The organism is Trebonia sp., from assembly GCF_030042015.1.
Classification (GTDB): Bacteria; Actinomycetota; Actinomycetes; order Streptosporangiales; family Streptosporangiaceae; genus Trebonia.
Genome location: NZ_JASIAL010000027.1, coordinates 1 through 18,721, shown reverse-complemented (window position 1 = coordinate 18,721; position 18,721 = coordinate 1). Strand labels below are relative to the sequence as shown.

Below are 18,721 nucleotides of genomic sequence, written 5' to 3'. Positions count from 1 at the left end.
GCCGGTCCCCGCGTGCTAGTAGCCTGGGTAGGCCTACCCAAAAACCGCAGATAGTCAAGGCCGGAGCCATGGCTTGCGGCCGTGCCTGACCCGAGGGGTTTCTCATGCGACGCGCAGCCGCGCTTGTTGTCATACCGTTGCTCGCCGTCGCCGCCGTCGCCGGCTGCGGCTCGTCGTCATCCCCGTCCTCATCGGCCAGCGCGCAGCCCGCCGACACGTACAAGCTGGTGACCGCGACGGGGACGTTCGGCACCGCGCCGAAGGTGACGATCCCCGACAAGAAGGCCAGCGGGGCGCTGTACACCAAGACGCTCATCAAGGGCACCGGCGCGCCGCTGACCAAGTCCGAGACGCTGCTCGGCGACTTCGTGCTCTACGACTGGAGCGGCACGACGCACAAGCTCCTCGGCAGCACCTACACCGACGGTACCCCGACGCTGTTCGCCGGGGCGATGCTGCCCGGGCTGGAGACCGCGCTGATCGGTCAGCCGATCGGCAGCAGGGTGCTCGCCGTGATCCCGCCCGCCGACGGCTTCGGCGCGCAGGGTAACTCGGAGATCGGCGTCAGCGGCACCGACACGCTCGTGTTCGTCATCGACATGGTGCGGACGTTCGACAACTCCGCCGTGGTCGCCGGCAAGCAGACCTCCGACGGCGGCTCGGGGCTGCCCACGGTGACCGCGACCCCCGGCAAGCCGCCCACGATCACGATCCCGGCGACCGCCGCGCCGAAGACCCTCCAGGTCGAGACCCTCCTCAAGGGCACCGGCCCGAAGATCGTCAAGGACCAGTACATCGTCGTGCAGTACGTCGGCGTCATCTGGCGCACCAAGAAGGTCTTCAACTCCTCGTGGCAAAGCGGCGCGCCGTTCGCCTTCAATGTCGGCGAGGGCCAGGTCATCCCTGGCTGGGATGACGGGCTGGTCGGCCAGACGGTCGGCAGCCGGGTGCTCCTGGTGATCCCGCCGGCGGACGGCTACGGCACGAGCGGGAACTCCGAGGTCGGCATCAAGGGCACCGACACGCTGGTCTTCGCCGTCGACATCCTCGCCGCCTACGGCTCCTGATCCCGGGCGCCCGGGCGCCCGTAGCGCCCCGGGCGCCCGGGCGCCCTAGCCGTCGGCCAGCAGGCTGGCCGCGTGGCGGCCAGCGGCGGCCGCGGCCAGGAAGTACTCCAGGTCGGCGTCCAGGCCCCTGCCCATCGTGGACAGCGGCACCGGGCAGCCGCGCAGCGCCTCCGCCAGGCCGTCCACGGGAACCGTCACCACGCGGTGCCGCGCCGCCAGCGCGGCCGCCTGCGCCGCGATCCGTGACCCGAGCGGCTCGGGCAGCACGGGCACCACGACGTCGGCCCGGGCCAGCGCGACCCGCCCGTAGGCGGTCAGGCTGTGATGGGAGATCCCCTGGTGCCGCTCCCTGGCATCGGCGCCGGACACCCGCAGCGAGGCGACCGGACGCCCGCCCAGCGCGGCGGCAGCGTTGACCGCCTCGCCCGCGGCGACCCCGGAGAACCCCCACCGGGTGCCGGTGCCGAGGTTGCCAGGCCCTTGGGACACGATGGCCACGTCGGCGCCGATGACATGCCGCGCGGCGAGCAGGCCGGTGTGCACGGTCACCGCCTCCAGGTCACCGCCGAACGACTGGCCGGTCGTCACGGTCGCGGCCAGCCACCCGGCCGCCCGCAGCCCGGCCACCGTGCGGGAGAACCACACGGGCAGCGCCCCGCCGTCCTGCATCAGATAGGCGACCCGCGGAGAGCCGGCCCGCTTCGTTCGGGATGCGGAAAAGAGCCCGGCCAGCACGGCCGGGAGAGCGGAATGCAGGTCGGCCACCACCACCGGCATCCCCGCCACAGAATCCGCCGCGCGCAGCACGTCGTGGTAGGCCGAGCCCTGCTCGTCCACGCTCGCCACCATCGCCTGCAGCGGCGTATACCGGTTTTTCACGATGTGCCCGGACGCGGCGCTGTCCGGATCGGGCGGCAGCCGGTCGGGCAGCGCCACCACGAGCGCGTACCCGCCGGTGCCGAGCCCGGCGTCCAGCGCGTTCGTGTTCAGCAGCACCCGGTCGCCGACCTGCGGGCGCCCGGTCAAAAACGGGTACGCGAGCGCGCGGACCTCGTCCCCGTCCACGGTTACCATGATCTCGGCTGCTCCGGGCCATTCTCGCCGCAGCGCCGTCACGATTCCGCTCCGCCACCGGATCACGACGGCAGACTAGTCCACGGGCCGCAGACACGAGGGAGGACCGCCATGTCCAAGCGCAGGACCGAACGGCTCCTGTCGATCGTCGTGCTGCTGCTCTCCTCCCGGCGGTACCTGACCGCCGAGGAGATCCGCGCCGCCGTGTACGGCTACCCCGACCAGGATGACGCGTTCAAGCGGATGTTCGAGCGGGACAAGGAGGAGCTGCGCGACCTCGCGATCCCGCTGGAGACCGGTCGCAGCAACCCGCTGGATGAGGAGATCGGCTACCGGATCAGGCGGCAGGACTACGAGCTGCCCGAGATCAGGCTGGAGGCCGACGAGGCCGCGGTGCTCGGCATCGCGGCGCGTGTCTGGCAAAGCGCAGAACTCGCCGCCGCCGCGGCCGGGGCGCTGCTCAAGCTCAAGGCGGCGGGGGCGCTCGGGGCGCCCGGGGTGGTCGGGGCGCCCGGGGTGGTCGGGGCATCCGGGGCGGGTGAGGCGCCAGACGCCGACGACGACCAGCGGCCGCGGCCGGGGATAGAGCCGAGGCTGGCGACGGCCGAGCCCGCGTTCGGCCCGCTGTGGGAGGCGGTGCGCGACCGCAGGCCGGTCACGTTCAGCTACAAGGCGCAGGGCCGCGGCGACGCGTCCAGGCGCGAGGTCGAGCCGTGGGGCGTGGTCAACTGGCACGGGCGCTGGTACGTGGCCGGGCACGACCGCACCAGGAACGCCACGCGGGTGTTCCGGCTCGGCCGCATCGACGGGCCGGTGAAGATGTCGGGCCCGCCAGGCAGCGTCACCGTGCCGGCCGGAGCCGACGTGCGGGAACTGGTCAAGGACTGGGACGCGCCGCCGCGGGACCACGAGGCCGTGCTGAACGTCCGGGCCGGCGCGGGCTACGGCGTGCGCCGGTACGCCAAGGCCGTCACGCCGGGCGACGACGGCTGGGACCGCGTGACGGTGCAGTTCGCCGACGTCTCCTGGTACGCCGACTACCTGGCGTGGTTCGGTGCCGATCTCATGGTGGTCGGGCCGCCGGACCTGCGCGAGGCGGTCATCAGCCGGCTGAAGGGGGTGCTCGCGTGAGCCGGGGGGGTATGGGGGGCGCGGAGCCCCCCAAGCCGGGGGGTCTGAGGGGGGTCGTCCCCCCGGGTAAACAGCGCATGGTCACCTCGGCCGAAAGGCTGCGGCGGCTGCTCGCGCTGGTCCCCTACGTCGTCAGCCGCAAGGTGGTGGGTCTGGCCGAGACGGCCGCCGCCTTCGGGGTGACCGAGCGCGAGCTTGTCGACGACCTGAACCTTGTCTGGTGCGTGGAGCTGAAGGCGCCGGACCCGTACTGCCCGATCGACCTGTCCTACGAGGGCGGCGAGATCGTGGTCAGCCAGGCCGAGTCGATCGCCCGCCCGCTGCGGCTGGCCGCCGACGAGGCGAGCGCGCTGCTCGTCGCGCTGCGCATGCTGGCCGAGGTGCCAGGGGACGGGTCCGCGGTCGCCCGGGTGATCGCGAAGATCGAGGCCGCCGCCGGGGCCGCCGCCGCCGCCAGCGCGCAGGTCAGCATCCAGATCGATCCTCCGAACGGACACGGGGTGGCTGCCCAGGTCCGCGCCGCTCTGGCCGATGGCCGGCGGGTGCACCTGCGCTATTACGTGCCCGGACGGGATGAGGCGACCGAGCGGGACGTGGACCCGATGCGCCTGCTCGTCGTGGAAGGGCACACCTACCTGGAGGGCTGGTGCCGGCGCGCCGAAGGGGTGCGGCTGTTCCGGCTCGACCGCGTGCTCGACATGGCGGTGCTCGACGTGCCCGCGCAGGTGCCTGACGAGGCCGAGCACGTCGACGTCGACCACGGCCTGTTCCGGCCGTCGGAGTCCGACGAGCGGGTGGAGCTCGAGCTGTCCGCGCCCGCGCGCTGGGTGGCCGAGTACTACCCGTGCGAGTCGGTGGAAGAAGCCGAAGAAGGCAGGCTGCGCGTGGTGCTGCGCACGCCGGACACCAGGTGGGTGCGGCGGCTGGCGCTGCGGCTGGGGGAGGACGCCCGGGTCGTGTCGCCACCGGCGCTGGCCGAGACGATAAGGGCGGACGCCGCGGCGGCGCTTGCGCTGTACGACTGAAGCCCGCTAGCGGCGGGACGGGTCAATCAGGACCAGGGGACTGCCACTACCCTTTAGGCGTGCTGAAAAGCGTGCGCGGACAGGTAGCAGCGCCCGCGGCCGACGGTGTCCGGCCAGCGGCCCAGGCGAGATGGTCGCACCGCTGGCGGGCGGCCTGGCCGTACCTGGCGTGGGCAGCCGGGCTGGCGGCAGCGGCGGTCGTGCTGTTCTGGTGCTACCTGCGGCAGTCGCAGTCCACGGCGGTGAACTCCGACGGCGCGGGCACGGCACTGCAGGCCTGGCAGATGCTGCACGGCAACCTGCTGCTGTCGGGCTGGTGGCTGGCGGACGTGACGTTCTACTCGTTCGAGGTTCCGGTCAACGCCGTGGTCGAAGCCATCAACGGGCTGAACCCGGACGTGGTGCACATCTCCGCCGCGCTGATCTACACGCTGCTCGTGCTGACCGCCGCGCTGCTTGCCAGGGGAACCGCACGCGGCGCCGAGGGCATCACGCGCGCGCTGCTCGGCGGCGGCGTGCTGGTGGCGCCGGCGATCAGCCCGGGGACCCGCATCCTGATGCTGTCGCCAGACCACGTCGGGGTCGGGGTGCCGATCCTGCTCACGCTGCTGCTCGTCGACCGCGCGCGGGAGCGCTGGTGGGTGCCGGCGGCGGCGTGCGTGCTGCTGACCTGGGCGCAGGTCGACGACCCGATCGCGACCTACGCGGCCGCCCTGCCGGTCGCGGCGGTCTGCCTGCTGCGGGCCGCCCTGCCCCTGCTGCGCCGCCGCCGCCCGGGCTGGTACGACGGCGCCCTCGGGGTCGCGGCCGTCGTCTCGGCGGAACTGGCACGGCTGGTGGTGGCGGCCATCAAGGCGGCCGGCGGCTACAGCATGCAGTCGCTGACGAACGTCGGCAAGCTCCAGCCGTACGCGGACTGGGGCCACCTGATCAAGGCGAGCGGGGAGAACGTGCTGATCCTGTTCGGCGCCGACTTCTACGAGCAGCCGGCCGGCGTGCGGACCGTGATCGCGTACCTGCACTTCGCCGGGCTCGCGCTCGCGGTCGCTGGGCTGCTCGCGGGCATCGCCGGGCTCTTGCGCCGTGCCGACCGGGTGACCCAGGTCCTGACCGTCGGCACGCTTGTCGTGCTCGGCGCGGGCACCCTGGGAACCAAGATGACCCCGGTCTCGGGAGCGCATCAGATCGCCGCCGTCCTGCCGTTCGGCGCCGTGCTGGCCGGCCGGACGCTCGGCCCCTGGCTGGCGCGCCGCAGGCTGCCGCGGATCACGCTGGCGCCGCTGCTCGGCCTCGCGCTCGCCGGCTACCTGGCGGCCCTCGGGTACAGCGCGGCGCAGCCCGCCAGCCCGGCCGAGACCCAGGGCCTGGCCGACTTCCTGCTGGCCCATCACCTGACCTACGGGCTGGGCAGGTACTGGGCGGCGAACAGCACCACGCTGGCCAGCGACGGGCGGGTGCGGGTGGCCGCCGTGCAGGACGGCGCGCGGCTGGCGTATCCATGGGTGACGAAGCCGTCGTGGTATGACCCGGCGGTGTCCTACGCGAACTTCGTCGTCGCCACGTCCGGCCCGCCGACCGCCTACGCGTTCAACGATGTCATCGTGCGTCATACCTTCGGCAAGCCGGCCCGTGAGTACCGGTACGGGTCCTACCTCATCATGGTCTGGAACAAGAACCTGCTGCTCCAGGTGCCCCCGCCGAACCAGAGCCGGGTGGACTAGTCCCAATGCCGGGGAGTTAGGCGTTCCGGCGCGTGGTCGGGCGGTTTGCCGGAGTTGCGGGTTCGGCGGGTACGGTAACGGTGGTCGCGGTATGAGCCAGCCCGCGGCACGCCAGCGGAAATCCGCGGCAACCGCTGACGGGCCCCCAACTCCCCGGCACTGCGGCCAGCCCCACCGCCGGCAGTGAAGGCAACCGGGCCGCTGGCGCAGCCGGCCCGATCCGGCCGGGCCGCTGGCGCAACCGGCCCAGCCAGGCAGGCCGGGGCAGCGGCCGACGGCACCAGGCACGGCCACAGCCCCCGGCCCGCCGGCACCCTGCCCGGCCACCAAGCCCGCCCCGCCGGGACGCCGGCCTTTCCTCACCGTGAGTGCCGGGAGCACGAGAACCTACCTCGCGCCGCGGCACACCCCGCCCCGCGCCGGCCCCGCCAGGCCAGATCACCCCCCAGCCGGCGGAGCAGGCACCCGCCCGGCAAGCCCCGCACCAGCAACCACAGCACCCAGCCCCTGCCAGGACCAAAACAGCACACGCCGCCGACAGTCCATGACCCACGCGCCCGCACCTCAACTCCCCGGCACCGGGGCGCGCGGGCGCCCAGGAAAGGGCACCTGCCAGCGGGCGCGGGAGCCGATACTGGACTCATGCCCGACAAGCCGGCACGGCGCGGAGCGGAGCGGCGCGCCGTGCACCACCAGGTCGGCTCTGGCCTGGCCGAGCTCGTACCGGATCTGTCCAGAACGCGCAGCTGGCTGCTCTTCCTCGACGGCATCCCGCAGAGCCAGGTGGACCTGGACGACCCGGGCTACCTGGAGTTCGAGTACGTGCGCAGGATCGGGCATATCGCCGACCTCGCGTTCCCCGGCCCCGTGGCACTGCGCGTGCTGCACCTGGGCGGGGGCGCGATGACGCTCCCCCGGTACATCGCGCACACCCGGCCCGATTCCCGCCAGCTCGTGGCCGAGGTCGACGCCGAGCTGACCGAACTCGTGCGGCGCCATCTGCCGCTGTCGGCGGGGCGGCGCATCCGGGTGCGGGCCGGCGATGCCAGGCAGGTGCTCGAGTCCGTCCCGCCCGCGAGCTACGACCTGGTGATCAGCGACGTGTTCGCGGGCGCGCGGACCCCGTTTCACCTGACCACGGCGGAATGCGCCGGCGCGGTCGCCCGCGCGCTGCGGCCCGGCGGGGTGTACACGGTCAACGTGGCGGACGGACCGCCGCTTGACCGGGTGCGCGGGGCAGTCGCCACGGTTCGTTCGGTATTCGGGGAGACGTGCATGATCGCCGAGACCGGCGTGCTGCACGCGCGGCGGGTGGGGAACTTTGTGCTCGCGGCAAGCGAGCGCCCGCTGCCGTACGAGCAGCTGCGGCGCGCGGTGGCGGCCGACCCCTTCCCTGCCCGCTTGGTGGACGGCGCTGAGCTTGTCCAGTTCGTCTCAGGAGCTTCAGTGGTAACAGACGCCGCGGGACCGTCCAGTCCGCCCCTGCAGTCAACAAACTGGTAACAGGCGCATTTCGCGCGTGCTGCTTGGTCCCGTCCGTCTACCCTTGCGACATGGACTTGCCGCCCTCAGGTTGGTACCCGGATCCGTACCGGGTGCCCGGACTCCTGCGCTGGTGGGATGGGTCGAGGTGGACCCACCACACCCATCAGGGCGACGGGACGGATGACGCGGACGGGAACGGGGCCGACGCGGTCCAGGCCACGACCGTGCAGCCGACGGTCCAGCCGTCAGCGGTCCAGCCCACGACCGTCCAGCCCACGACCGTCCAGCCCACGACCGTGCAGCCGACGGTCCAGCTGTCAGCGGTCCAGCCGACGAGCGTGCAGCCAGCGGCACAGCCCACCACGGTCCAGCCCACCACGGTCCAGCCCACCACGGTCCAGCCCGGCGCTGGGCTGCCGGCCGTCATGCCGCCGCAGGGACCGGATGCCAACGGCACCAAGGTGCTCTTCCTCGGCGACGATGCGTGGACCACACCCGGTACCCCGGGGCGCGGCGGGCCAGGCGACCGCTACGGCTACGCGCGCGCGCAACGGCGCCGCCGGATGTGGGTGGCGGGCGGCCTCGCGGGCTGCACCGTGGCCGCGCTCGCCGCGGTCACGCTGATCCTCACCGTCTTCGGCCGGACCCCGGCGACGACGCCGGCGGCCGACAAGACCCCGGCGACCCCGACCGTCGCGCGCACGACGCCACCGCCCTCGCCCTCCCCGTCACCCTCGGCCAGCCCGTCCTTCTCGACGATCGTCGACGGCCAGTCGGGGCTGTCCTATGCCCAGCTTCCCTCCCCGTGGCAGCCCAACTGCCCCAGCGGCCTGAACGGCCAGTCGTTCACCTGGACGGCCGGCGAGTTCGCCATCGCCGGGCAGATCAACGGCGGCCAGCAGACGTGGTACGGCGTCGCGTGCTCGGGGCCGCTGCCACAGCAATACGGCTACAGCGGCGTGGCGGACCTGGACAACGTCACGACCAACCTGGTGACCACGTTCGAGAACACGTACTACAGCGCGCTGCAGCCCAGCTTCCAGACCGAGCTCAGCCAGCCGGTCATGGTCAGCGGGCACGCCGGCTGGGAGATCAAGTTCCTGGTGACCTACCCGAACGCGCAGGCCCAGGGGCTGGCGTGGAGCAATGAGCTTGCCGCGGTCGTGGTCGCCGACCTGGGGAGCGGGGTCGCGCCCGCGGTGTTCTACACTTCCATCCCCGGCAACCGCGGGGAGGGCAACGTGGACACGCTCGTGTCCTCGCTCCAGGTGAGCGTCCCGCCGCAACCGGGCGGCGGCGGCTCGCCGGGCGACGGCTCGCCGGGCGACGACGGCTCGCCGCCGGCGGGCTCGCCTAACCCGTGACTCAATCGCCTGACCCGTGACTTAGGAGTTCACGGGGAAGCCGAGGTTCACACCGCCGTGGCTCGGGTCCAGCCACCGTGAGGTGACGACCTTCCCGCGGGTGTAGAAGTGCACGCCTTCGGTGCCATGCACGTGCGTGTCGCCGAACAGCGACGCCTTCCACCCGCCGAACGAGTAGTACGCCATCGGCACAGGGATCGGCACGTTGACGCCGACCATGCCGATCTCGGCTTCGGACACGAACCGGCGGGCGGCTCCCCCGTCGCAGGTGAAGATCGCCACGCCGTTGCCGTACGGGCTGGAGTTGACCAGGCGGACGGCTGCCTCATAGGACGGCACGCGCAGCACCGACAGCACCGGCCCGAAGATCTCGTCGGCGTAGCAGCTCATCGCCGGCGTGACGTGGTCCAGGACGCTCGGCCCGAGCCAGAAACCGTCCGACGAGCCGCCGATCACCGGGTGCACCCGGCCGTCGACCGCGAGCGTCGCGCCCTGCGCCACACCCGAGTCCAGGTAGGACGCGACCCGCTCCCTGTGCGGCCTGGTCACCAGCGGCCCCATCTCGGACCGTTCGTCGCTGCCGGGGCCGACGCGCAGCGCGCCGACCCGCTCCCTGATCCGCGCGACCAGGTCATCGCCGATCGGGTCCACCGCCACCAGCGCCGAGATCGCCATGCACCGCTCCCCCGCCGAGCCGAACCCGGCGGAAACGGCGGCGTCGGCGGCCCGGTCAAGGTCCGCGTCGGGCAGCACGACCATGTGGTTCTTCGCGCCGCCGAGCGCCTGCACCCGCTTGCCGTTGCCCGTGCCCGTCTCGTAGACGTGGCGGGCGATCGGCGTGGAGCCGACGAAGCTGATCGCGGCGACGTCCGGGTGGGTGAGCAGCCCGTCGACCGCGTCCTTGTCGCCGTGCAGCACGTTGAACACGCCGTCCGGCAGCCCGGCCTCGGCCCACAGCTGGGCGAGCAGCAGCGACGCCGACGGGTCCTTCTCCGATGGCTTGAGCACGAACGTGTTGCCGCAGGCGATCGCCAGCGGGAACATCCACATCGGCACCATGGCCGGGAAGTTGAACGGCGTGATGCCCGCGACCACCCCGACCGGCTGCCTGATCGAGTACGAGTCCACGCCGGTGGACACGTTCTCGGAGAAGCCGCCCTTGAGCAGGTGCGGAACGCCGCACGCGAACTCGACGACCTCAACGCCGCGGGCTACCTCGCCCGCGGCGTCGGCGGGCACCTTGCCGTGCTCGGCGGTGATGAGCTTCGCGAGCTCGCCCGCGTGCTGCCTGACGAGCTCGCGGAACGCGAACAGGAGCTGCGATCGCCTGGCCAGCGACACGCGCCGCCAGGACGGCAGCGCCTGCGCGGCGGCCGCCACGGCGGCGTCGACCTCGCCGGCCCCGGCGAAGTCGACGGACCCCGTGACCTGCCCGGTCGCGGGGTCGTAGACGTCACCCTGCCGCTGCGCCTGGCCCGTCCAGGGCTTGCCGTTGATCCAGTGCGTAATGTGCTTGACTGCCTTGTCCATTGCCCTTGCCAGTGCCGTTGCCTACCGCCGAATTACCCCGCAGCCTCCGTGTCGACCGCGCGCAGCGCGTCTACGAGCAGGCCAAGCCCTTCCCTGGCCTCGGCCACGCTGATCGTCAGCGGCGGCGCCATCCGCAGCGTCGCGCCGTACAGGCCGCCCTTGCCGACCAGCAGCCCGCGTTCGCGGGTCGCCTCAAGCGCCTTACCGGCCAGCTTCGGGCTCAGCCGCTTCGTCGCCGGGTCGACGAGGTCGACCGCGAACATCAGGCCCCGTCCGCGCACCTCCCCGACGATCGCCAGGTCCGCGGCGGCTGCCCTGATCCCGTCGATGATGATCGCCCCGGTGACGGCGGCGTTCTTCTGCAGGTCGTGGGACAGCACGTAGTCCAGCGTGGCGTTGCCCGCGGCGGTGGCGACCGGGTTGCCGCCGAACGTGGAGATGCCGTTGCCGCGGATCCCGTCGAGCAGGTCGCCGCGGCCGACGACGCCGCCGATCGCGAACCCGTTGCCCAGGCCCTTGGCGAACGTCATCATGTCCGGGGTCACCCCGTGCGCCTGGATGCCCCAGAAGTGCGCCCCGGTGCGGCCCCAGCCGGTCTGCACCTCGTCGGAGATCAGCAGGATGCCGTGCTCGTCGAGCACCTCCTTGTACGCCGCGAACAGGCCGTCTGGCGCCATCGTGAACCCGCCGACGCCCTGGATGGGCTCGGCGATCAGCGCGCCAACGTCGCCCGGGTGGATCCCGCCGGACAGCAGGGCACGCAGGTCGGCCACGCAGGCGTCGATGAACTCGGCGTCGGACAGGGTGCGGTAGGGGGGCAGCTGCCGGTCGGTCCCGTGCAGGTAATGGGTTCCGAACGGGTCGTTGCTACTCGCCTTCCAGGCAGCGTTCCCTGTCACCGCGACGGTGCCGAACGAACGGCCGTGGTAGCTGCCCCGCATCGCGAGTACCTGGTTGGCCTTGCGGGCGACCAGCGCCGCGACCAGCGCGGTCTCGTTGGCCTCGGAGCCGGAGTTGGTGAAGAACACCTTGGCGTCCGGGATTTGCGAGAGTTTGGCGATCTTCTCCGCGAGCTCGACCTGGTTGCGGATCAGGTACAGCGTCGAGGTGTGCACCACACCGGACGCGAGCTGGCGCTCGACCGCCTCGCGCACCTCGGCCACGTCGTAGCCCAGCATGTTGGTCAGGATCCCGGCGAAAAAGTCGAGGTAGCCGCGGCCCTGCGAGTCCGTGACGCGGCAGCCCTTGCCGCTGACGATCTCGATCGGCTGGTCGTAGTAGACGTTCACCCAGTTGGGGATGACCGCGCGGTGGCGGGCGAGAAGATCAGTCATGGTTTCAGTCTGCCCGCGGTTGCCTCCCGCGCATAGCTACGACCTGTCATAGATTTTCACCAAATCCATACATGTTGTATTGTGGTCAACCATGGCCCTGACGTTGCGCGAGGTGCTTGACCTCGACGTCGTCCGCCGCGGCCAGCCGCAGGTGATGGCCGCGGCGGACCGGCTCGACACGCCGGTCCGGTGGGTGCACGCCGCCGAGCTGACCGACGTCGGGCGGCTGCTGCGCGGCGGCGAGCTGCTGCTGTCCACCGGGATCGCGCTGCCGGACTCCGCCACGGGGCTCGCCGCGTACGTCGCGGAGCTGGCAGGCGCGGGCGTGACGGGGCTGGCCATCGAGCTCGGCCGCCGGTACACGGGGACGCTGCCCGCCCCGCTCGTCGCCGCCGCGCAGGCGCACGGCGTGCCGCTCGTCGCGTTCGGCCGCGAGGTGCCGTTCGTCGAGATCACCGAGGCGGTGCACGCCCGGATCATCGACGCCCAGCTCGCCCGGCTGCGCGCGGCGGAGCGGATGCACGAGACGTTCACCGAGCTGTCGGTGGCCGGCGCCCCGGCCGAGCAAATCGTCCGGTCGGCGGGGCAGCTGGCGGACCGGCCGCTGATCCTCGCCGACCTGTCCTACCAGGTGCTCGCGTTCTCCCCCGGCTCACCCGACGCTGGCACCGGCCCCAGGCGGGCGGACCGCGATCCGCGGCGGCTGCTCGACGGGTTCGCCAGCCGGGCCCGCGCCGCCTGCGACGGCCGGCCGCGCACGTTCTACGCGCAGGGGCCTGGCTGGCTGGTCACCACCGTCGGCGCGCGCGGCGAGGACTGGGGCCGGCTGTTCCTCGTCTGCGACGGCGGGTCCCCGCCGGCGCCAGAGGACACGGTGCTTGTCGAGCGCGCCGCGACCACGCTGGCCCTCGGCCGCCTGCTCACCCGGCAGGCGGAGTCCCTGGAACGGCAGGCGCACCGGACGCTGATCAGCGCGATCATCGAGCAGTCCGACGCCGACCCGGCAGAGGCAGCGGCACGCGCGCGGGCGATGGGGGTGCCGGTGACCGGCCGGCAGCTGGTCGCGGCCGTGGTCCGGATACCGGACTCCGGCCCCGGGCTCTCGGCGCACGCCGCGGTGCTCGGCGTCGCCGAGGCCGTGGCGGATGCCTGCCGGGACGCGCGCGTTCCGGCGCTTGTCGGGTCGCTCGACGACGTGCGGGCCGGCGCGCTGCTGTCGCTGCCTGAGCACGCGGACACCGACGACGCGCTGACCGCGCTGTCGGCCCGGCTGACGGCGCGGCTTTCTGCGCGGCCCTTCCTGCAGCGGCCCGGTGTCCCGGCCGCGGCCGGGGCGGGGTCGACGGCGCTCGTGATCGGGACCGGCCCGCCCGCCACGGCGCTGCGGGACGTGCGCCGGTCGTTCCTCGACGCGCGCGAGGTCGCCGACGTCGCCATCAGGCATCCCGACGGGCGGCCCTACTACCGGCTGCCCGACCTGCGGCTGCGCGGCCTGCTGCACCTGCTGCGCGACGACGCCCGGGTGCGGGCGTTCGCCGAGCGCGAGCTCGGCCCGCTGCTGTCCTACGACGCCGCGCACGGCACGCACCTGGTGTCCGACCTAGCGGTCTACCTGAACGCCGGCGGCAACAAGGCGCTGGCCGCCGCGCACGCCCACCTCGCGCGGCCCACCTTCTACCAGCGGCTGCGGCTGATCGAGCGCGTCCTGTCGGTCGGCCTCGCCGAACCGGAGTCCCGCGCCTCATTGCACGTCGCCCTGCTCACGCTCAAGCCGGACGGGTGAGCCGGCGTAAGGGGCGGGTTACGGCGGCGGCGGTGACCGAGGCGATGTCGGGGACGCCGGCCAGGATCATCAGCGTGCGCAGTTCCGCGGTGAGCAGCTCGATCGTCCGGCGGACGCCGGTCTCCCCGGCGGCGGCCAGGCCGTAGGCGGCAAGGCGGCCGATCACCACGGCGTCCGCGCCGAGGGCTAGGGCGAGGAAGACGTCGGCGCCCGTGCGGACACCGCTGTCCAGCAGAATCGGCACCCGGCCGGCCACCGCGTCCGCGACCTCGGGCAGCGCGTCCAGGCTGGCCGGGGCAGGGTCCACCTGGCGGCCGCCGTGGTTGGAGACGTAGACCGCGGCCGCGCCCGCGGCGAGGGCGGCCTGCGCCGCCTCCCCGGTGAGGATGCCCTTGGCGATCCACGGCAATTCCTGGCGCGCGGCGGCGTCGCCAAGCTGGTCCCAGGTCCAGGGCGGATGCTGCGCGTTGATCCCGTCGCGGAACATGCGCGTCACGCTCGGCGCGCCGTCGTGGGTGACGTTGCCCGCCCACACGCCGCGGTCGGGATCGAAGCGATTCATCCGGTTGCGCGCGCGGAAGCCGGTCAGCGGGCAGTCCACCGTCACGCACAGCGCGTCGTAGCCGGCGGCGCGGACTCGCCTGGCCACGTGGCCGAAGGAGTCATACGGGTGCAGTTGCGCGATCCGCGCCGCGGCGGGGGCGGCCGCGGCGACCTCCTCGTAGGAGAACGTGCCGAGCTCGGGCACGATCGAGGCGGTCCCGCATGCGGCGTTGGCGCTGGCAACCGCCATGTGCCCATCGGCCGCGAACATGCCGTCGCCGCCGAACGGGGCGGTGAGGACCGGGACGGCGAGCGGGATGCCGAGGACGGTCGTCGACGTGTCCGGCGCGCTGACCCCGCTCATCGGCCGCGGCCTGATCACCCAGCGGCCGAACGCCTCCCGGTTGGCGCGCAGGGTCGACTCCGTGCCCGCGCCGCTTTCCAGGAACACCGCCACCTCGGGGACGAGGCTGCGCAGCGCTGCCTCGTGGATCTCCTCCAGGGCGGCAAACCCCGCGTCCCGCGGATACATCGACGTGACCGTCACGGCTTTTCCCGCACCGTGGCGGGAGTGATCGAGGCGATGTCGGGCAGGCCGGAGAGGATCATCAGCGTGCGCAGTTCCTCGGTGAGCAGCTCGATCGTCCGGCGGACGCCGGTCTCCCCGGCGGCGGCCAGGCCGTAGGCGGCAAGGCGCCCGATCACCACCGCGTCCGCGCCGAGCGCGAGCGCCAGCAGCACGTCGGCACCGCTGCGCACGCCGCTGTCCAGCAGGACCGGCGCCCGGCCGGCGACGGCTCGCGCGATCGCGGGCAGGGCGTCCAGGCTGGCGGGTGCCGGGTCCACCTGGCGGCCGCCGTGGTTGGAGACGTAAACCGCGGCCGCGCCCGCGGCCAGGGCCGTCTCGGCGGCCTCGGCCGTGAGGATGCCCTTGGCGATCCACGGCAGGTCCTGCCGCGCCGTCGCCTCGGCGAGCTGGTCCCAGCCCCAGCACGAGGCGGCGCCGCTGGCCAGCCCGGCGAACGCCTCGCGCACCGAGGGCGTGCCGTCGCCGACGGCGTTGCCCTCGAACACGGCCGCGTCGGGGGTGAACCGGTTGACCCGGTTCCGCACGCGGAACCCAGGCAGCGGGCAGTCCACTGTTACGCAGAGCGCGTCGTAGCCGGCGGCGCGGATCCGCTTCACCACGGCGTCGAACGAATCGAGCGGGTGGACCTGCGCGATCCGCGCGGCAGCCGGGGCGGCCGCGCGGACTTCCCCGAAGGAGAACGTCCCGGCTTCCGGGACGATGGAGGCGGTCCCGCAGCATGCGTTGGCGCGGGCGACCGCCAGGTGGCCGTCGGCGCCGAACATCGCGTCGCCGCCGAACGGTGCGGTCAGGATGGGCACGGACAGCGGGATCCCGAGCAGCGTCGTCGACGTGTCCGGCGCGCTGACGCCGCTCATCGGCCGTGGCCTGATCACCCAGCGGCCGAACGCCTCCCGGTTAGCGCGCAGCGTCGACTCCGTCCCGGCACCGGTCTCGAGGAAGTCCGCCACATCGTGCGGCAGGTTCCTGATCGCGGCGGAGCGGATCTCCTCGATCGCCGCAAACCCGGCGTCCTTGGGGTACATCGCCATAACCGTCACGAGCGCACCCTACTGTGGCGCGGCCACTGACCGGCGCGCCCTGGTCCTTGGTATCCTCGGATGCAGCATGCGGTTGCGTCTAGGGTTCCGCTGGCCGTCCGTCGTCACGGGCTTGCACAATCAGGCCGGCCAGGGCTGGACCGAGCGGCGCCAGGAACCGGTTCCCGCACGGCCGGCGAACACCTGACGGGAGAAAAGCCCTGAGGGCTCCTAGTCGATGGTTGCCGAAAACCGGCCGGCACTTGAGGAGCCCTGGGATGCACGCCTCCGCGCTACCGCTCAACGTCACGCTCGCCGTTCTCGCGGCCGCGGTCACCCATGCCACCTGGAACGCGATCGCGCACGGGATCAAGGATCAGGTCCTGGCGTTCGGGCTGATCGGGGTTGGAAGCATCGCCGTGGCGGTGCCGCTGGTGATTTTCGGCCCGTTTCCGCTGTCCGCCTGCTGGCCTTACCTGCTCGGGTCGGTGTTCATCCACGTGTTCTACAACCTGCTGCTCATGCGGTGCTACCGGTACGGGGACTTCGGGCAGGTGTACCCGCTGGCGCGGGGCACCTCGCCGCTCGTGGTGACCGTGCTCGCGGCCGTGTTCGCCGGGGAGCGGCCCGCGCCGCCGCAGGTGGCCGGCGTGCTTGTCGTGTCGTGCGGGCTGGCGGTGCTGGTGTTCGGGGGGCGCCGCGCGGGCTCCGGGTCCCGGCCGGAGTCTGGGCCGAGTCGGGCGGCATTGATCGCGGCGGTCGCGACCGGGCTGACGATCGCGGCCTACACCACGGTGGACGGGCTGGGGGTGCGGCTGTCGGGGTCCTCCGTCGGGTACATCGGGTGGCTGATGCTGCTCGAAAGCCTGTGCGTGCCCGCGTGGGCGCTGGCCCGGCGACGGCGGGAGGTGGTGGGCGGCGTGTCCCGGCGGGTTCTGCTTTCGGGCGTGGCCGCCGGGGCGCTCTCCGTGCTCGCCTACGGGCTGGTGCTCTGGGCGCAGACGCGCGGCGCGCTCGCGCCGATCGCGGCCCTGCGGGAGACCAGCGTCATCTTCGGCGCGATCATCGCGACCGTGGTGTTCCGCGAGCCCTTCGGCCGGTCGCGCATCGCGGCGACAGTGCTGGTCGTGATCGGCGTTGTGCTGCTGAACGTGGCCTAGGGCCGGGACTTAGGATGACAGCAGTCTCGTCGTACCGCTCGTACCGCTCGTACCGCCGAACTCCGTGAGGGGCATCCAGCCATGAAGCTGAGCGCGCGCAACCAGATTCCCGCCCGTGTCACCGGCATCAACTCCGGCGAGGCGATCGCCAACGTGGAACTGGACGCGGCCGGGGTGCGCCTGGTCGCCTCGATCACTGTGGAGGCCGTCCGTGAGCTCGGACTGGCCGTAGGGACCGAGGTCACGGCGATCATCAAGGCCTCCGACGTCATCGTGGCCATCGGCAGCTAGGGGGGCGGCGGTACTCCTGTCACTCGCGACGCCGGCGCAGGGCCGTTGACCGGTTCGCTGCTGCGCCCAGACCTGTCCCCGCTGCGCGGCTCGCGTTACGTTCGCGCGGTCTTCGCGAGCCGGACCGTGGCCATGTTCGGCTCGCAGGCCGCCGAGGTCGCGCTGCTCGTCCAGGCCAAGCAGCTCACCGGGTCGCCGCTGGTTGTCGGCCTGCTCGGGATAGCCGAGCTGGTGCCGCTGGTGGTTTTCGGCTTGTACGGAGGGGCGCTGGCGGACCGGTTCGACCGGCGGATCCTGATGCGCTGGTGCGAGCCGGGCCTGGCCGGCTGCGCCGGGCTGCTGCTGCTCAACGCGCTGCTCCCGCACCCGGCGGTGTGGCCGCTGTACGTGGTGTCGGCTGTCATGATGGCGTTCGCGTCGCTGCAGCGTCCCGCGTTCGAGGCGGCGATCCCGCGCCTGGTCCGGCGCGAGCAGATCACCGCAACGGTGGCCCTGCTGTCGATGTCGCAGAACGTCAGCGTGCTGCTCGGCTCTTCGCTCGGGGGCGTGCTTGCCGTCACGCCCGGGCCGTGGGTCGTCTACGCGCTGGACGCCGTGGGCTTCGCCGTGTCCTTCGGCATGCTTGGCAGGCTTCCGTCCCTGCCCGCGGCACCCGATGACGGCTCGGCCGGTGCCCGAGGGCAGGGTGGTGGCGGCTCGGCCGGTGACGGCGCGGCGGGCGCCGGCTCGCCCGGGCCGGCGTTGCGCGACATCATCGTCGGGCTGCGCTATGCGGTCAGCCGCAAGGACCTGCTCGGGTCGTACCTCGCCGACCTGTCCGCGATGATCTTCGCTTACCCGAACGCGCTGTTCCCGTTCATGGCCGTAATCCTGCACGCGCCGTGGGCCACCGGGCTGATGTTCGCCGCACCATCGGCCGGCGCGTTGGCGGTGTCGGCGACCAGCGGATGGATGACCCGGGTACGGCGGCACGGCCTGGCCATCGCGGCGGCCGCCACGCTGTGGGGGGCCGCGATGGCGGGCTTCGGTCTTTCCCCTGACATCTACGTGGCTCTGGGCTTCCTCGCCGTGGCCGGCGGGGCCGACGAGACCAGTGGCATCTTCCGTGACACGCTGTGGAAGCAGACCATCCCCGATCAGCTGCGCGGCCGGATGGCCGGCATCGAGCTGCTCAGCTACGCGGCCGGGCCGCCCGCCGGCCAGCTGCGCTCTGGCGTGGTCGCCAGCCTGGCCGGGCTGCGGTTCTCGCTCGTCTCTGGCGGAGTCGCCTGCATCGCGGCCGTCGGCGTCGTATGCGCGGCACTCCCCGCGTTCAGCGGCTACGTCGACGCGCCTGCGGCCAGCGCCGCCGAGGCCGACTAGCCAAGGAAACGCCGAAGGCCGGCCCTTTCGGGCCGGCCTTCGGTATGTGTGTTCCGGCGGTGTCCTGCTCTCCCGCGAGGCTTCCCTTGCAGTACCATCGGCGCTGGAGGGCTTAACTTCCGGGTTCGGGATGGGACCGGGTGTTTCCCCTTCGCTGTGGCCGCCGGAACGTCCTGGGGTGCGTGCCCGGGGGGCGGGTGTGTCCCGGGAACTGCACAGGGGCGCGAGTGTCTTTCCCCCCCG

General features: G+C 72.7%; 15 protein-coding genes and 1 rRNA gene. 10 read left to right on the top strand and 6 right to left on the bottom strand.

All coding sequences use genetic code 11. The features are described from left to right. The first annotated feature begins 104 nt into the window (after positions 1 to 104). On the top strand, positions 105 to 1,067 hold the full coding sequence (locus Q1N79_RS01305; RefSeq protein WP_300603091.1) for an FKBP-type peptidyl-prolyl cis-trans isomerase: 963 nt from the start codon (positions 105 to 107) through the stop codon (positions 1,065 to 1,067). Between the two features lie 45 nt (positions 1,068 to 1,112). Here the strand turns inward: Q1N79_RS01305 and Q1N79_RS01300 are convergent, their stop codons facing one another. Next, complete coding sequence (locus Q1N79_RS01300) at positions 1,113 to 2,207, bottom strand: DUF3866 family protein (RefSeq protein WP_300603089.1); 1,095 nt, start codon at positions 2,205 to 2,207, stop codon at positions 1,113 to 1,115. 45 nt (positions 2,208 to 2,252) lie between these two features. Between Q1N79_RS01300 and Q1N79_RS01295 the strand changes: the two genes are divergently transcribed. From Q1N79_RS01295 to Q1N79_RS01275, 5 genes are all read left to right on the top strand, one after another. Continuing rightward, a complete protein-coding gene (locus Q1N79_RS01295) occupies positions 2,253 to 3,272 on the top strand; it encodes a WYL domain-containing protein (RefSeq protein ID WP_300603087.1) in 1,020 nt (339 codons plus the stop codon). Between the two features lie 77 nt (positions 3,273 to 3,349). Next, positions 3,350 to 4,297: a YafY family protein gene (locus Q1N79_RS01290; protein WP_300603084.1), complete on the top strand. Its 948-nt coding sequence runs from the start codon at positions 3,350 to 3,352 to the stop codon at positions 4,295 to 4,297. Positions 4,298 to 4,356: 59 nt separating this feature from the next. Continuing rightward, positions 4,357 to 6,018: a hypothetical protein gene (locus tag Q1N79_RS01285; protein ID WP_300603082.1), complete on the top strand. Its 1,662-nt coding sequence runs from the start codon at positions 4,357 to 4,359 to the stop codon at positions 6,016 to 6,018. Positions 6,019 to 6,660: 642 nt separating this feature from the next. Next, a complete protein-coding gene (locus Q1N79_RS01280) occupies positions 6,661 to 7,521 on the top strand; it encodes a spermidine synthase (RefSeq protein WP_300603080.1) in 861 nt (286 codons plus the stop codon). A gap of 50 nt (positions 7,522 to 7,571) precedes the next feature. Then, a complete protein-coding gene (locus Q1N79_RS01275) occupies positions 7,572 to 8,867 on the top strand; it encodes a DUF2510 domain-containing protein (RefSeq protein ID WP_300603077.1) in 1,296 nt (431 codons plus the stop codon). A 21-nt stretch (positions 8,868 to 8,888) separates the two neighbouring features. On the opposite strand, the gene Q1N79_RS01270 is transcribed toward Q1N79_RS01275, so the two are convergent. Both Q1N79_RS01270 and Q1N79_RS01265 read right to left on the bottom strand, forming a co-directional pair. Continuing rightward, positions 8,889 to 10,397: a CoA-acylating methylmalonate-semialdehyde dehydrogenase gene (locus Q1N79_RS01270; RefSeq protein ID WP_300603074.1), complete on the bottom strand. Its 1,509-nt coding sequence runs from the start codon at positions 10,395 to 10,397 to the stop codon at positions 8,889 to 8,891. 32 nt (positions 10,398 to 10,429) lie between these two features. Further along, the gene (locus Q1N79_RS01265) at positions 10,430 to 11,731 is read right to left on the bottom strand and encodes an aspartate aminotransferase family protein (RefSeq protein ID WP_300603071.1); all 1,302 of its coding nucleotides are present in this window, start codon (positions 11,729 to 11,731) and stop codon (positions 10,430 to 10,432) included. A gap of 91 nt (positions 11,732 to 11,822) precedes the next feature. Here Q1N79_RS01265 and Q1N79_RS01260 point away from each other — a divergent pair, with 91 nt between their 5' ends. Next, positions 11,823 to 13,514 carry a PucR family transcriptional regulator ligand-binding domain-containing protein gene (locus Q1N79_RS01260; RefSeq protein WP_300603068.1) on the top strand — a complete coding sequence of 564 codons (1,692 nt, stop codon included), beginning with the start codon at positions 11,823 to 11,825 and terminating at the stop codon, positions 13,512 to 13,514. Here the strand turns inward: Q1N79_RS01260 and Q1N79_RS01255 are convergent. Together Q1N79_RS01255 and Q1N79_RS01250 are read right to left on the bottom strand one after the other, a co-directional pair. Further along, positions 13,498 to 14,604, bottom strand: a complete 1,107-nt coding sequence (locus Q1N79_RS01255) for an alpha-hydroxy acid oxidase (RefSeq protein WP_300603066.1) — start codon at positions 14,602 to 14,604, stop codon at positions 13,498 to 13,500. The two genes, Q1N79_RS01260 and Q1N79_RS01255, sit on opposite strands and share 17 nt — an antisense overlap. Further along, entirely contained in the window at positions 14,601 to 15,677 is a 1,077-nt protein-coding gene (locus tag Q1N79_RS01250) for an alpha-hydroxy acid oxidase (RefSeq protein ID WP_300603093.1), read from the bottom strand. Before Q1N79_RS01250 ends, Q1N79_RS01255 begins: the two co-directional genes overlap by 4 nt. A 266-nt stretch (positions 15,678 to 15,943) precedes the next feature. Between Q1N79_RS01250 and Q1N79_RS01245 the strand changes: the two genes are divergently transcribed. From Q1N79_RS01245 to Q1N79_RS01235, 3 genes are all read left to right on the top strand, one after another. After that, complete coding sequence (locus Q1N79_RS01245; RefSeq protein WP_300603063.1) at positions 15,944 to 16,825, top strand: DMT family transporter; 882 nt, start codon at positions 15,944 to 15,946, stop codon at positions 16,823 to 16,825. Between the two features lie 81 nt (positions 16,826 to 16,906). Beyond that, positions 16,907 to 17,116: a TOBE domain-containing protein gene (locus Q1N79_RS01240; RefSeq protein WP_300603060.1), complete on the top strand. Its 210-nt coding sequence runs from the start codon at positions 16,907 to 16,909 to the stop codon at positions 17,114 to 17,116. A gap of 45 nt (positions 17,117 to 17,161) precedes the next feature. Then, entirely contained in the window at positions 17,162 to 18,478 is a 1,317-nt protein-coding gene (locus Q1N79_RS01235; protein ID WP_300603057.1) for an MFS transporter, read from the top strand. Between the two features lie 51 nt (positions 18,479 to 18,529). Here Q1N79_RS01235 and rrf read toward each other — a convergent pair. Then, a 5S ribosomal RNA gene (gene rrf / locus Q1N79_RS01230) occupies positions 18,530 to 18,646 on the bottom strand. Positions 18,647 to 18,721: the final 75 nt, after the last annotated feature.

What these genes read in the sequence shown, in the direction of transcription:
- Q1N79_RS01305 (WP_300603091.1), top strand. Translation starts at nt 105, where the DNA reads ATGCGACGCGCAGCCGCGCTTGTTGTCATACCGTTGCTCGCCGTCGCC.
- Q1N79_RS01295 (WP_300603087.1), top strand. Translation starts at nt 2,253, where the DNA reads ATGTCCAAGCGCAGGACCGAACGGCTCCTGTCGATCGTCGTGCTGCTG.
- Q1N79_RS01290 (WP_300603084.1), top strand. Translation starts at nt 3,350, where the DNA reads ATGGTCACCTCGGCCGAAAGGCTGCGGCGGCTGCTCGCGCTGGTCCCC.
- Q1N79_RS01280 (WP_300603080.1), top strand. Translation starts at nt 6,661, where the DNA reads ATGCCCGACAAGCCGGCACGGCGCGGAGCGGAGCGGCGCGCCGTGCAC.
- Q1N79_RS01275 (WP_300603077.1), top strand. Translation starts at nt 7,572, where the DNA reads ATGGACTTGCCGCCCTCAGGTTGGTACCCGGATCCGTACCGGGTGCCC.
- Q1N79_RS01270 (WP_300603074.1), bottom strand. Translation starts at nt 10,397, where the DNA reads ATGGACAAGGCAGTCAAGCACATTACGCACTGGATCAACGGCAAGCCC.
- Q1N79_RS01265 (WP_300603071.1), bottom strand. Translation starts at nt 11,731, where the DNA reads ATGACTGATCTTCTCGCCCGCCACCGCGCGGTCATCCCCAACTGGGTG.
- Q1N79_RS01260 (WP_300603068.1), top strand. Translation starts at nt 11,823, where the DNA reads ATGGCCCTGACGTTGCGCGAGGTGCTTGACCTCGACGTCGTCCGCCGC.
- Q1N79_RS01250 (WP_300603093.1), bottom strand. Translation starts at nt 15,677, where the DNA reads ATGGCGATGTACCCCAAGGACGCCGGGTTTGCGGCGATCGAGGAGATC.
- Q1N79_RS01245 (WP_300603063.1), top strand. Translation starts at nt 15,944, where the DNA reads ATGCACGCCTCCGCGCTACCGCTCAACGTCACGCTCGCCGTTCTCGCG.
- Q1N79_RS01240 (WP_300603060.1), top strand. Translation starts at nt 16,907, where the DNA reads ATGAAGCTGAGCGCGCGCAACCAGATTCCCGCCCGTGTCACCGGCATC.